The sequence below is a fragment of the Paenibacillus sp. JT31N11 genome (assembly GCF_056269285.1).
Map to the genome: position 1 here is coordinate 1 of NZ_JBWDNQ010000011.1, position 13,595 is coordinate 13,595.

Annotated in this window: 13 protein-coding genes and 6 tRNA genes; all 19 read left to right on the top strand. The window is 51.2% G+C overall.

Annotated features, from left to right (window positions below; all coding sequences use genetic code 11):
• Positions 1-304: 304 nt before the first annotated feature.
• The 19 genes from AC0YNV_RS28775 to hisIE all read left to right on the top strand — a co-directional run bounded on the left by AC0YNV_RS28775 (position 305) and on the right by hisIE (position 13,566).
• Positions 305-381, top strand: a tRNA-Met gene (locus tag AC0YNV_RS28775).
• A gap of 10 nt (positions 382-391) precedes the next feature.
• Positions 392-467, top strand: a tRNA-Val gene (locus tag AC0YNV_RS28780).
• A gap of 14 nt (positions 468-481) precedes the next feature.
• Positions 482-558 (top strand) — tRNA-Asp (locus AC0YNV_RS28785).
• A 57-nt stretch (positions 559-615) separates the two neighbouring features.
• Positions 616-691: transfer RNA gene (locus AC0YNV_RS28790), tRNA-Phe, on the top strand.
• A gap of 34 nt (positions 692-725) precedes the next feature.
• A tRNA-Tyr gene (locus tag AC0YNV_RS28795) sits at positions 726-811 on the top strand.
• Positions 812-826: 15 nt separating this feature from the next.
• Positions 827-902 (top strand) — tRNA-Lys (locus AC0YNV_RS28800).
• Between the two features lie 343 nt (positions 903-1,245).
• Positions 1,246-2,388, top strand: a complete 1,143-nt coding sequence (locus AC0YNV_RS28805) for a PucR family transcriptional regulator (RefSeq protein ID WP_475771111.1) — start codon at positions 1,246-1,248, stop codon at positions 2,386-2,388.
• Between the two features lie 94 nt (positions 2,389-2,482).
• Positions 2,483-3,604 (top strand): ABC transporter ATP-binding protein, encoded by a 1,122-nt coding sequence (locus tag AC0YNV_RS28810; protein ID WP_210045100.1) that lies wholly within the window; start codon positions 2,483-2,485, stop codon positions 3,602-3,604.
• Between the two features lie 299 nt (positions 3,605-3,903).
• The gene (hprK, locus tag AC0YNV_RS28815) at positions 3,904-4,842 is read left to right on the top strand and encodes an HPr(Ser) kinase/phosphatase (protein ID WP_475771112.1); all 939 of its coding nucleotides are present in this window, start codon (positions 3,904-3,906) and stop codon (positions 4,840-4,842) included.
• Positions 4,843-4,860: 18 nt separating this feature from the next.
• On the top strand, positions 4,861-5,919 hold the full coding sequence (lgt, locus tag AC0YNV_RS28820) for a prolipoprotein diacylglyceryl transferase (protein ID WP_475771113.1): 1,059 nt from the start codon (positions 4,861-4,863) through the stop codon (positions 5,917-5,919).
• A gap of 9 nt (positions 5,920-5,928) precedes the next feature.
• Entirely contained in the window at positions 5,929-6,588 is a 660-nt protein-coding gene (gene ppaX / locus AC0YNV_RS28825; RefSeq protein WP_475771114.1) for a pyrophosphatase PpaX, read from the top strand.
• 56 nt (positions 6,589-6,644) lie between these two features.
• On the top strand, positions 6,645-7,079 hold the full coding sequence (locus AC0YNV_RS28830) for an acyltransferase (protein ID WP_475771273.1): 435 nt from the start codon (positions 6,645-6,647) through the stop codon (positions 7,077-7,079).
• Positions 7,080-7,265: 186 nt separating this feature from the next.
• Positions 7,266-8,495, top strand: coding sequence for an ATP phosphoribosyltransferase regulatory subunit (locus AC0YNV_RS28835; RefSeq protein ID WP_475771115.1), 1,230 nt, complete (start codon positions 7,266-7,268; stop codon positions 8,493-8,495).
• 83 nt (positions 8,496-8,578) lie between these two features.
• On the top strand, positions 8,579-9,193 hold the full coding sequence (hisG, locus tag AC0YNV_RS28840; protein WP_475771274.1) for an ATP phosphoribosyltransferase: 615 nt from the start codon (positions 8,579-8,581) through the stop codon (positions 9,191-9,193).
• A gap of 152 nt (positions 9,194-9,345) precedes the next feature.
• Complete coding sequence (gene hisD, locus AC0YNV_RS28845) at positions 9,346-10,632, top strand: histidinol dehydrogenase (RefSeq protein WP_475771116.1); 1,287 nt, start codon at positions 9,346-9,348, stop codon at positions 10,630-10,632.
• Positions 10,633-10,712: 80 nt separating this feature from the next.
• Positions 10,713-11,312, top strand: coding sequence for an imidazoleglycerol-phosphate dehydratase HisB (gene hisB, locus AC0YNV_RS28850; RefSeq protein ID WP_475771117.1), 600 nt, complete (start codon positions 10,713-10,715; stop codon positions 11,310-11,312).
• Positions 11,313-11,936: an imidazole glycerol phosphate synthase subunit HisH gene (gene hisH / locus AC0YNV_RS28855; RefSeq protein ID WP_475771118.1), complete on the top strand. Its 624-nt coding sequence runs from the start codon at positions 11,313-11,315 to the stop codon at positions 11,934-11,936.
• 188 nt (positions 11,937-12,124) lie between these two features.
• Positions 12,125-12,883, top strand: coding sequence for an imidazole glycerol phosphate synthase subunit HisF (hisF, locus tag AC0YNV_RS28860; RefSeq protein WP_210045091.1), 759 nt, complete (start codon positions 12,125-12,127; stop codon positions 12,881-12,883).
• Positions 12,880-13,566 carry a bifunctional phosphoribosyl-AMP cyclohydrolase/phosphoribosyl-ATP diphosphatase HisIE gene (gene hisIE, locus AC0YNV_RS28865; protein ID WP_475771119.1) on the top strand — a complete coding sequence of 229 codons (687 nt, stop codon included), beginning with the start codon at positions 12,880-12,882 and terminating at the stop codon, positions 13,564-13,566. Before hisF ends, hisIE begins: the two co-directional genes overlap by 4 nt.
• The last annotated feature ends 29 nt before the right edge of the window (positions 13,567-13,595 follow it).

Here is a 13,595-nt window from a genome sequence, read left to right on the forward strand (position 1 = left end):
GTTCGAGGTGGAAGCATCGCAAGATGTGCAGCTGACGAATACTAATCGGTCGAGGGCTTATCCTACACCGGAACAAGAGAAGTCTTGTTCCACCCGTCAGCCGAAGGGCTGGAGGAAATCGACCGCTAAACGTTTCGCAAACGTTCGTATCCAGTTTTCAGGGTGTAATGATGGATAATCAGCCGACAAGTGCGGCTCATTCCCATTTTTTACGCACACGACGATTATTCATTTGTCGAGTTCCTGACTTTGCAGGCTGGCCCCAGTCGTTGTAAAGGACAAGCAGTTTTGGGGCATTTTGTGTGGCGGTGTAGCTCAGCTGGCTAGAGCGTACGGTTCATACCCGTGAGGTCGTGGGTTCGACTCCCTCCGCCGCTACCACACCTATTATGGAGGCTTAGCTCAGCTGGGAGAGCATCTGCCTTACAAGCAGAGGGTCGGCGGTTCGATCCCGTCAGCCTCCACCATGAATGTTACATACGGAGCTGTGGTGTAGTGGCCCAACATGCCTGCCTGTCACGCAGGAGACCGCGGGTTCGAATCCCGTCAGCTCCGCCATTCATCCCAATAATGTAAAGAGCTTGTTTTTACTTTTAGGGAACCCAAAATAAACGTGGCTCGGTAGCTCAGTCGGTAGAGCAGAGGACTGAAAATCCTCGTGTCGGCGGTTCGATTCCGTCCCGAGCCACCATTTTTCAGTTCGGCTTGCTTTTGTTTTATGACCTGGAGGGCTAGCGAAGTGGCTAAACGCGGCAGACTGTAAATCTGCTCTCTTACGAGTTCGGTGGTTCGAACCCATCGCCCTCCACCATTCCTTATTCTGCAAGAGCCATTAGCTCAGTTGGTAGAGCACCTGACTTTTAATCAGGGTGTCGAAGGTTCGAGTCCTTCATGGCTCACCATTTCTACACTTTTGATGATGACCAGTATATATCAGAATCCATGGACTAGATGTCCATGGATTTTTTTGTTAGGCGCCACCAGCTATGCATGAAGCTGAAATCCTTTGGGATGTATGATACAATGACGCAGAAGCAAGCTGTCTTATGTTTTGTCGTCCGTAGTTGTTTGTAGCTTTGATGCAACTATATTCTGGATTTTCAAGAAGAAACGGCTGTCGCCGTCTTTTGGCTGCACAGCAGGTTTCTTCCTGCAAAAATATAAGCAACGTATAGGCTGAAATCTATACTTTCTTATATTCTAAAAAAAGGACGCAGTGAGCGTTCTACGGATAGGGGCCAGCCGATGAGTGAAGCAAAATGGATCGAGCAGTTGCAAACGATACTCGATTGCCCGGTGCGCCAACTCCAGCTGCCTGTGCAGCAATGGAAAGCGCATGTCGATGAAAGTGAAAGCGCTCTGAGTTTTTTTTGTTCGGCCGGTGCGGTTACTCCTGGAGATTATATGGTTGTTTCCAAAGGGTCTTTATGGTTTGCCCTTGGCAGTGATTCCGAGTATGTCGATTATATTGAAGTAGAACGCGCAAAGCTCTCGGATAAGGAAATGAAGCTGATTGGATGGACATTAACGCAGATTCGTTCCTCAAACGTGAAAAATTTCGAAGGCGTGACGGAGTCGGAGCGTTATGCGCGTGAGTTGGGTGCCTGGATTGTGGAGCAGCTGGAAACCAGCGAATCCCAGGTATCGATACCCGACAGACTAATGGCAAGAGGCCGGTTGTTCTCTAATATGATACCTTTCCTTCTCGTGTCGGAACAGGTAGATGTCGGCAGAACAAGCTATATTGATCTGGAGAAGCTGCTGCGTACGTTTTTGGCCGAGGATATGATGTTGATACCTTTAAAGGAACAGGAATGGCTGGTACTGGGACCTATCTCGCTGATTCGCGATGCGCAGTCAGAGGAGCGTGACGAGGAGGCGGAGGAATCGGTCGAAGAAAGCCTGGAACCGATTGCATCCGGGCTGCATGAGATGCTGGCCAGCGAATGGCTGGGGGAATGTCACCTGGCGGTTGCACCGCCAATATCTCCGGCTAATTCGATAGTGGCCACGACCGCACTGCTGCGTGAGACTGTTCATTTGGGACGAGCTTTCCATGTGGGCTCGAATATTCATCTGCCATGGCTTCTGCATTTGGAAAGACTGCTGAATACAATTCCTGAGGCTCAACGGGCCAAGTTTGTGGAACAGGCGCTGAAGCGGACCGATTTTTTTCTGGAGACGGAGATTTTGACAACGTTGGAAACGTTCTTCTCCCTGGACTGCAATGTCAGCGAAACGGCAAAAAAACTATATATCCATCGAAACACACTGCTTTACCGGTTGGACAAGCTGAAACAGGAAACAGAACTGGATGTGCGTTTGTTCCGGGATGCGGTATTGGTGAAAATCATATTACTATTGTACAAAGTGACGAAAAGAAAGTGAGTTTTTTGTAAAGTATGTGCATAGTCATATAGCCTGTGCTGATATAAGATGTATATAGTAGTGATGAACAATATCCGTTTAGGGGGAAATACAAATGGCAGGTGTACGCTTAGAACATATTTACAAAAAATACGCTGGTACTGATCTTGCTTCGGTTAAGGACTTTAACCTTGACATTAAAGACAAGGAGTTTCTTGTTCTTGTAGGTCCGTCCGGTTGCGGTAAATCGACCACGCTTCGTATGATCGCTGGCCTGGAAGAGATTTCCGAAGGTAAATTGTTTATTGGCGAACGTCTTGTAAACGATGTCGCTCCTAAAGACCGCGATATCGCGATGGTATTCCAATCTTACGCTTTGTACCCACATATGAACGTATATCAAAACATGGCCTTCGGCCTTAAACTTCGTAAATTTAAAAAAGCGGATATTGAGAAACGTGTTCGTGAAGCCGCTAAAATTCTTGATATCGAGCATCTGCTTGAGCGTAAACCAAAAGCATTGTCCGGTGGACAACGTCAACGTGTCGCGCTCGGCCGTGCAATCGTTCGTGAACCGCAGGTCTTCTTGATGGATGAGCCGCTTTCCAACTTGGATGCTAAACTTCGTGGGCAAATGCGCGCGGAAATCAGCAAACTGGTTAAACGTCTTGAAACCACTTGCATCTATGTAACACATGACCAAATCGAAGCCATGACGATGGGTGACCGTATCGTTGTTATGAAAGACGGTATCATTCAGCAAGCGGATTCGCCAGAAGGCTTGTACAACAACCCTGTAAACCTGTTTGTGGCCGGTTTCATGGGAGCTCCTTCGATGAACTTCATCACAGGCGCGCTGACAGAGCAAAACGGAGCCGTTCTCTTCAAAACAACGGGTGTTGATGTTATCATTCCGGAAGGCAAAGCCAAATTGCTGCGCGACAAAAACTTCATTGGCAAAGATATCATTCTTGGTATTCGTCCGGAAGATATCCATGAAGAGCCGGTATTCCTGGAAGCATCGCCAAATTCAATCGTAAACGCTCATATCGAGGTTTCCGAGAACTTGGGTCATGAAATGTACCTGTACCTGAACGGTATTGGTAAAGACACCATTATCGCTCGTGTTGATGGCCGCTCAGGCTTGAAAGAAGGCATGAACGTGAAGCTTGCGCTTGATATGAACAAAGTTCATGTATTTGATAAAGAAACTGAATTGAACCTGTTTGAAGTATAAGACAAGGCGTTTAGCCTTTCGAACAACCGTCCTGTGAGGGGCGGTTGTTTTTTGTTTGTCTTCGGCTGGGCAGCAGCGCATGATGGGAGCTGTGATTGAACCATGCCAGATGCGGAAATAGCCTGTTTGATCAAGGCCGATAATGACCGAAGCGCTGGTTTGAAATTGACGAAACAGACTAAAATGTCTTGAAGATCATGGGAGACGTTGATTTCAGCGCTTATTTCCTATACGATGATTACATTGGAAATGTACATAGCAATTGCAGATGCAAGGGAAGCGATTAGGGAGGCCGGACAATGGCTAAAAAAGTTAAGGTGTCGGAGCTTGTCCAACAATTTCAACTTGAAATTGTAAGTGGGGAAGATGGTCTGCGCCGCAGCATAACGGTCGATGATTTGTCGAGACCAGGCTTGGAGATGGCTGGTTATTTTCATTATTACCCTAAGGAACGGGTGCAAATTCTGGGTAAAACGGAGCTTGCGTTCATGGACACGCTTAGCAATGAAGAGCGGTTGGACCGGATAGAGCGGCTTTGTGATGATGAGACGCCTTGTTTTATCATAACTCGTGGTCTTGAAGCGCCGCTTGAACTCATTCAACAGTCAAATGCAAAACAAATTCCTGTACTGAGAAGTCATGTCGCGACCACCATTCTGATCGGCCGAATTACAAACTTCCTGGAACGCAAGCTTGCGCCATCAGCTACGATTCATGGTGTTCTGGTTGACGTATATGGAGTTGGCATACTGATCACCGGGGGCAGCGGCATTGGCAAAAGCGAAACAGCGCTGGAACTGGTCAAACGCAGCCATCGCCTTGTTGCGGATGATGCTGTGGAGATCAGACAGACATCAGATGGACAGCTCCACGGAAGTGCTCCAGAGCTGATCCGGTATTTGCTGGAGATTAGAGGACTGGGGATTATTAATGTAATGACCCTGTTCGGTGCCGGGGCGATTCGTACAATGAAGCGGATCAGTGTGGTCATTAAGCTGGAGAACTGGCAGCCGGACAAACAGTATGACCGTCTGGGCCTGGATGAAGAGACGACGCGCATTATCGATACCGATGTTCCGCTTGTGACCGTTCCGGTGAGGCCGGGGCGCAACTTGGCGGTTATTATCGAAGTGGCCGCGATGAACTTCAGGCTCAAGCGTATGGGCTATAACGCGGCGCTTCAGTTTACGAACAAGCTGACCGAAACCATTGCTGACGATTCGGATGATTTTGATTGATAAAAGGAGCCGTTGTGGATGTATGAATTGCTTTTAAATCCAATCGCTTTTTCATTGGGGCCGATTAGTGTTCATTGGTACGGTATTATTCTGGGCACGGCGGCGCTTGTTGGACTGCTGCTGGCTGTTCAGGAAGGAAAGAGATACGGGTTGTCGCCGGATTTCTTTATGGATCTGCTTTTACTCGGTGTTCCCTCTGCGATTATTGGGGCGCGGATTTATTTTGTCGCCTTCAAGTGGGATGAGTACAAGGACAATTTCCTGGACGTGTTTAAAATATGGAATGGCGGTATTGCCATCTATGGTGCCTTAATTGGCGCCATGATATGCGGTATCCTCTACTTCCGCTACAAGGGCTACAACCCTTGGCGGATTATGGATATTTGCGCCCCCTCTCTGATTGCCGGACAAATTATTGGCCGCTGGGGCAATTTTGTCAATCAGGAAGCCTACGGCGGACCTGTTGACGAGAGTACACTCCGCAACACCCTTCATCTTCCCGATTGGATCGTCAATCAAATGAATGTAGGCGGTGTTTTCCATCATCCGACCTTCCTGTACGAATCCTTATGGAACCTGATTGGGATTATTTTGCTGTTCGTGCTGCGCCGCCGCGCATTCATGCGGGCAGGGGAGATGCTCATGACGTATTTCATCTGGTATTCCATCGGTCGCTTCTTTATTGAAGGACTGAGAACGGATAGCTTGGCTTTTGACGGGCCGGCTTGGCTGGTCTCAATTATGAATGGTTTGTGGTCACCGATGACCGTTGCGTTTGAGCCTGGCAATCTTGACGCCGCCTATGGTGATGTCCGTATCTCCCAGCTGCTGGCTGTTTTGTTGATTATCGCTGCGATCGCGATCATTATCATCCGTCGTGTTACGGGAGCCGCATCCGAGCGGTATGCCGATCCTATTATCAACCGTCGTACGGGTCTGCCAGCGGGGGTAAAACCCGGCGTTGATCCCGATGCAGAATCAGCTGCTCCGGATATTGCTGAGCAAACGATAATCGAACCGCGTGAAGCCGACTGCAAAGATACACCGGAGCACAAGGATGAAGGCATAAAGGGGTAACCGCTGATCATGACTTTAAAAATACGAACCATTTTGTTTGACCTTGACGGAACCATTTTGGATACGAATGAATTGATTATTCATTCTTTTCTGCACGCGCTGCGTGATATCGTACCGCCGCAATTCGGAAGAGAGCATATCATTCCGAGTATGGGGCAGCCACTGCAGGACCAGATGCAGTTATTCTCAGGGCTGGAAGAGGTATCTCATCTTATTGCAGCTTACCGTGAGATCAATTTGAGGATGCATGACGAATATGTGAAATCATTTCCAGGGGTAAACGAGGTATTGGCCAGGCTGCATGGAGCAGGTGTTCAGATCGGAATCGTCACAACCAAAATGAGGCTGACGACAGAGCGGGGCCTTCGTTACACAGGCCTGTATGATTACATTCAGCCCTATGCGATTGTTACGATTGATGACGTGACGTATCCCAAGCCTCATCCAGAGCCTGTTCTCATGGCAATGGAAGCTTTGGGCGCGCAGCCGGAAACAACGATGATGGTCGGTGACAGTATTGTGGATATTCAATCTGCCGAAGCTGCCGGAGTCATCTCTGTTGGGGTTGCCTGGTCGCTCAAAGGCGAGGCCATGCTGACGGAAAGCGGGGCGCGTCACATCATTCATGATATGCGCGATCTCTACGCGCTCGTCGGATTGGAGCTGTAGTCGAATTGAGGAACGTGGAGCGCTATCCGGTTGAAGGGCCGAATGCCTTATGGCAAATGTATCATACAGTCAGCCGGTTCAAGGCTGTGCGTAATTTCATATGTATACAGATAACGCGATATTGTCCGTCTCTGCCCATGAAGAATTGGATCTACAGGCACATACTGGGTATGAAGGTCGGGCGCGATACGGCCTTTGCGCTTATGGTGATGGTTGATGTTTTTTTTCCGGAACGGATTAAAGTCGGAGATAATACGATTATCGGGTACAACACTACGATTTTGACACATGAGTATTTGATCCGGGAATATCGACTGGGTGATGTGGTTATCGGCTCAGATGTCCTGATTGGCGCAAACACCACGATACTGCCAGGGGTGACCATCGGAGATGGCGCTGTGGTGGCTGCAGGCTCGGTGGTGCATAAGAATGTAGCTGCCGGGGCTTTTGTAGGCGGCAATCCTTTAAGGGAAATTAAACCGTCGGAGTAAGGGTTATGGCATTCGAAAAGAACGGCCTTTCCAGTCTGAAGGTCGTTTTTTTGTTGGAGGAGGCGCCCATTCGAGTTCTTGACGAATGGAAATGAGCGTGATATCATTACGTCTAATCACTTTATTTTGGCAGTATGGTAACTTGGTAGCACGTTAATAAACTAAAGCGTATGTGGGTGAATATACATGTCCAAACCAAAAGGTTTTGAGAAGCCGATCGGGGTTAAAGATTACCTGCCGCATGCTGTATCCAGACTGCGGCAAATTGAAAACCAGGTGCTCGCCTGTATGAGCGCATGGGGCTATGAGCAGATCATGACGCCAACCATGGAATACTACGATACGGTGGGCGTGGCAAGCTCCACCTCGGATCAGAAGCTGTTCAAGCTGCTGAATAACCGGGGAACGACGCTTGTCCTGCGTTCGGATATGACGGCGCCGATTGCCAGGGTCGTTGCTTCCCTGCTTAAGGAATCCGAGTTTCCTCTTCGTTTATCCTATCACTCGAATGTGTTCCGGGCAATCGAGGAAGAAGCGGGGCGCGAAGCGGAATTTTTCCAAACTGGAGTGGAACTCGTAGGTGACGCATCGGCGGATGCCGATGCGGAAGTTGTGGCGCTTGCCATCGCTTCTCTAAAAGCGGCGGGAGTTGACCGGTTCAAGATCGCGATTGGTCATGTAGGCTTCCTGAATGGCTTGTTCGAGGAAACGCTCCAAGGACGGGAAGAAGCCCAGGAAGAGCTGAAGGCCTGCCTGCTGGGGCGCGATTATGTCGGTTACCGTGAACGGCTGCACGCACTGTCGATGGCTGAGCCGGTGCAGAAGGAGCTTGAAGGCATTCTGAGGCTGCGCGGCGGTCAGGAGATATGCGAACAGGCACTGCAGCTTGGCGCCAACGAGACAGCCCGGGCAGCGATTCATCATCTGCGTGAGATATGGGATGTGCTCGAGGCTTACGGTGTTTGCGAGCATGTGCTCATTGATTTAACGATGATCGGGGATTTTAAATATTATACCGGAATGACCTTCGAGGGCTATGCTGCTGATCTGGGTTCACCGGTAGCAAGCGGAGGTCGTTATGACAATCTGCTGCAGCAGTTCGGCAGACCTGCTCCGGCAACGGGATTTGCGCTAAAGACGACGCGCATTCTGGAGTTAATCGGTGACGGTACAGCGACAGGACCTGCAGAGCGGATATTAATCGGTTATGATGCGGCAGGAAGGAAGCAGGCACTTCTGGAAGCCCAGCGTCTGCGTGAGGAAGGCTCGGCAGTGATTGTCACAGAGAAGATGGATCAGGACGCTCAGAAGGCTGCTGCTGCGGCCGCTGATGCTGGGAGCAAACAGGAGATCGTGTATAAGGGTATAACGTTCTCAAGGCTGCTGACATTTTTCGGAAGAGGGGGTCGCGCGTGATGAGCTTGCAGGATGGATTGTGGAATGGAGCATCGAGCCTGACCGAAGGGACCTCCTCTGGTGGTGAGCTGTTGAAGGTAGCCATGCCAAAGGGACGTATATACAAGCAGGCGTCAAAGCTTTTCCGTGAGGCCGGTCTTCCCATTCCCAGCGATTTTGACGATACGAGGCGGCTGATTATCGAGATGCCGGAGGTGGGCATGTCGTTTATTATGGCCAAACCGGTTGATGTGCCGACTTATGTGGAATACGGTGTGGCGGACATCGGCATTGTCGGCAAGGATGTGCTGATGGAGGAAAACAAGGATGTTTATGAGCTGCTCGATCTGGGCATTGCCAAATGCCGCATGTCGGTTATCGGATTGCCGGATTGGAAGCCGGTTATTCATCCGCGTGTAGCCACGAAATATCCAAGTGTAGCCTCGCAGTATTTCCGCGAGCGTGGGCAGCAGGTCGAAGTGATCAAGCTGAACGGCTCCATCGAGCTGGCGCCGCTGATTGGTCTTGCCGACCGGATTGTCGATATGGTTGAGACCGGTCAGACACTGGTTGAGAACGGTCTTATCGAGATGGAAACGATCTTCGGCATTACAAGCCGGCTGATTGCCAATCGCGTCAGCTACCGCATGAAGAATGATGCGATTCAGAGCTTGTGCGACAAACTGCAGCAGACGATTGCGGCCAAAGCGGAAACTTGATTTAATCCTAACGATTGCCGGCTCCACAGAGCCGTTGGCTGGAGAATCGAGGTATCCCCAATGAGTTTGGAATTGGAGTCAGCCTGCGGCAATCGGGACTGAAGAGACGCTGCACAGTTTAGGTGACAGTATGATGAAGGGAGCGATGCGTCATGCGTATGCTGCGTGCGGAGCAATATGGTTTAACCCGCGAGGTGGAATACGGGACACCGGAGCAGAACGAGACTGTCCGGCAAATCGTGGAGGATGTCCGGACTGAGGGAGATGCGGCATTGCTGCGCTATACGGAGGAGCATGACCGTGTCAGGCTGGACGCGCAGTCGCTTCGTGTGACAGAAGCAGAAATTCATGCGGCGTACGACCTTGTGGACGAGGCATTCTTGACGGCCATTCGGCAAGCGGCCGTGAATATCCGTTCCTTCCATGAGAAGCAGGTGCGCCAATCGTGGATGGATGTGCAGCCCGATGGGACGATGCTGGGACAGCTCCTGCGTCCGCTGCGGCGGGTAGGGGTTTATGTCCCTGGCGGGAAGGCTGCATATCCTTCCTCCGTGCTTATGAATGTCATACCCGCTCAGGTGGCTGGCGTACCGGAGATTGTGATGGTAACGCCCCCGGCAACCGGCGGCAAATCGGGCATCGATCCTTATATTCTGGTTGCGGCTGCAGAGGCTGGCGTAAAGGAAATGTACCGCGTCGGAGGGGCGCAGGCCATAGCCGCGCTTGCTTACGGAACGGCAAGTATTCAGCCGGTAGACAAAATATGCGGGCCAGGCAACATCTATGTGGCACTGGCGAAGCGGGCCGTCTTCGGCGCTGTAGATATCGACAGCATCGCCGGACCCAGCGAGATCGTCGTATTGGCCGATGATACCGCCAATCCGGCTTATGTGGCAGCCGACCTGCTCTCGCAGGCCGAGCATGATGAGATGGCATCCGCCATTCTGGTCACGACCTCCCGGACGCTGGCAGAGGCTGTTTCCGCAGAGGTTGAACGCCAACTGGCAAGCCTGCCTCGGCAAAGCATTGCCCGCCAATCAATCGACAGCCACGGAGCGGTGCTGCTGGCGGACTCTATCGCAGAAGCGATTGCGGTAATCAACCGGATGGCGCCGGAGCATTTGGAGATTATGGTGGCGGAGCCGATGGCGCTGCTTGGCCGCATCGAGAATGCCGGGGCGATTTTCCTTGGCCCCTACAGCTCGGAGCCGGTCGGGGATTATTTTGCGGGACCGAATCATATTCTGCCCACCAACGGGACGGCAAGATTCTCATCGCCTGTGAACGTCGACGATTTTGTCAAGAAGTCGAGCCTGATTTATTACAGTAAGGACGCGCTGCTGGCCAATGCGGATAACATTATGACGCTTGCGCGGCATGAAGGTCTGGAAGCGCATGCCAGAGCCATTGAGATCCGTCTGGAGCAGGAACGGGAATAAGTAGCTGTGGTATTAGGTATACAGGCAAGTAAAGCATCTATGTAATTATTATCCTCGAGAGCGAAAGAAGGGCATCTCTTATGGCGGATCATGTCATTCGCGCAGCCGATGTGGCGCGGAAAACGAACGAAACGGATATTAAGCTGGCGTTTGCTGTTGATGGCAGCGGACAGGCAAAGATCGAAACGGATGTGCCGTTTCTGAATCATATGCTGGATTTGTTTACGAAGCATGGCCACTTTGATTTGAATGTCGAGGCGCGCGGCGATGTCGATATTGATGATCATCATACGGTGGAGGACATCGGCATATGTCTTGGCCAAACCATTCAGGAAGCATTGGGCGATAAACGCGGCATCAAGCGTTACGCCTCTGTTTTCGTTCCTATGGACGAAGCGTTGGCGCAGGTGGTCATTGATCTGAGCAACCGTCCGCATTTTGAATATCGGGCTCAGTATCCTTCCGCCCAGGTCGGGAGTTTTCAGGTGGAGCTGGTCCATGAGTTTCTGTGGAAGCTGGCCCTTGAAGCGAGGATGACCCTGCATGTTATTGTTCATTACGGCGTGAATACCCACCATATGATTGAAGCTGTTTTCAAGGCGCTCGGCCGTGCGCTTGATGAAGCAACAAGCATTGATCCACGGGTGCAAGGAGTCCCTTCAACGAAAGGAGTGCTGTAGATGATTGCTGTCATCGATTACGGCATGGGCAATTTGCACAGTGTCAGCAAAGCGGTGGAGCGTCTTGGCTATGAGGCGCTGGTCACGGCGGACGTGAAAGAGATAATGGAAGCGGATGGTGCGATTTTGCCGGGCGTCGGGGCTTTTGGCGATGCCATGCAGAATTTGCAGAATACGAAGCTTGAGGATGTCGTCAAGTTCTATGCCGCTTCAGGCAAGCCACTGCTAGGTATTTGCCTGGGCATGCAGCTCTTGTTCACCGAAAGCGAAGAGTACGGCCAGCACCAAGGGCTCGGCTTGCTGCCGGGGAAGGTCGTTCGTTTTCAGGGAGACTATAAGGTTCCGCATATGGGCTGGAACAAGCTGACGTTTCATCGGGAGAGTCCGCTGCTCGGCGGGTTGGAGGAGGGACATGTTTACTTCGTGCATTCCTTTCATGTCAGACCAGTGCAGGCGGAGGATCTGCTTGCCACGACTGATTATCATCAGCCGGTGACCGCCATTGTGGGACGCGACAATGTGTACGGAATGCAGTTCCACCCGGAGAAGAGCGGCGATCTGGGCATGCAGCTGCTGGGTAATTTTCTTGCGTTGACTGCGTCCCGTCAGGTGGTCCGCCAATAACGATTATAGCGGATGGATTCATGGAGCCGGCAGGCTTTATAGGAGCGGAAGTGCGGGTTCTGAACTTTCTTGCCGGAGTGAAAAAATACAAAAGCTTGCTGTCAAGAAGTGTAATTATAATGAATGCGAGCTTAATGATGGCTTAATCGGCGATAGTTCAAATCGGTACACATAAAGGGGGATGGCGTATGTTGGCTAAACGGATTATCCCCTGCTTGGACGTGAAGGATGGCAGGGTAGTTAAGGGGGTCAATTTCGTCAATTTGCGCGATGCTGGGGATCCTGTAGAGCTTGCGGCGACCTACGATAAAGAGGGGGCCGACGAGCTGATATTTCTCGATATTTCGGCCTCTTATGAAGGAAGGGCCACGATGGTGGAAGTGGTCAAGCGAACAGCCGGTGAAATTACCATTCCATTCACGGTTGGCGGCGGAATTGCCCATGTCGACGATATGAAACGTCTGCTTCGCGCAGGAGCTGATAAAATTGGCATTAATACTGCGGCTGTCAAAAACCCCGCCCTCGTCAAGGATGGTGCGCGTAAATTCGGTTCTCAATGCATTGTTGTAGCAATAGATGCCAAATTCAATCCGGAATGGGGAGAATGGGAAGTCTATACGCATGGCGGACGAAATGCAACCGGGATGAAGGCTTTGGCCTGGGCGAAGGAGGTTGAGCTGCTCGGCGCGGGAGAAATTCTTCTGACGAGTATGGATGCGGACGGCACGAAGGATGGATTTGACCTTAAGCTGACGCAGGCCGTGTCAGATACGCTGGGCATTCCGATCATCGCCTCCGGGGGCGCAGGCCGGGTGGAGCATTTCTATGATGTGTTTGAGCAGGGACACGCCGATGCTGGGCTAGCGGCAACGATTTTTCATTACAAAGAGATGACGATCCGCGATGTGAAGGATGATTTGCGGCAAAAAGGAGTCGAAGTTCGATGAGCAGCAGCAATAAGGGAATAGAGGCGGCAGCGGAACAAATCAAGTGGAATGATGACGGCCTGGTGCCGGCAATCATACAGGATGCCAACAGCAAGGAAGTGCTGATGATGGCCTACATGAACCGGGAATCGCTGGAAAAATCAGCGGAGTCGGGAGAAACCTGGTTCTGGAGCCGCTCACGCGGTGAGCTCTGGCACAAAGGGGCAACGAGCGGGCATACCCAGCGCATTGTCTCGATGCATTACGATTGTGACGGCGATACGCTTCTTGTCCGAGTGGAACAAAAAGGCGTGGCTTGCCATACCGGCCGTTACAGCTGCTTCTATAATGAAGTGGAGGGAATTTCTGGGGCTGCCGCAAGTGAAGTCGAACCGACCAGTGACCGTTTTGCCATGCTGAACCAGCTGGAGGCCGTTATTGCTCAGCGTTACGCGGAGCGTCCGGAAGGAGCCTATACGACTTATCTCTTCGAGAAGGGCGTGGACAAGATTCTGAAGAAGGTCGGCGAGGAAACGGCGGAAGTGATCATCGCGGCCAAAAATAAAGATAATGACGAGCTGCGCTGTGAGACCAGCGATCTTATATTTCACTTGATGGTGCTGCTGCGCGAACGCGGCATGCCGCTGGATGATGTTATGAGAGAGCTGGGGCACCGTCACCATAAATCGAAGCAATCCTCGTAATATTTTTTTAGGCGGGCGGCTGCAGCATT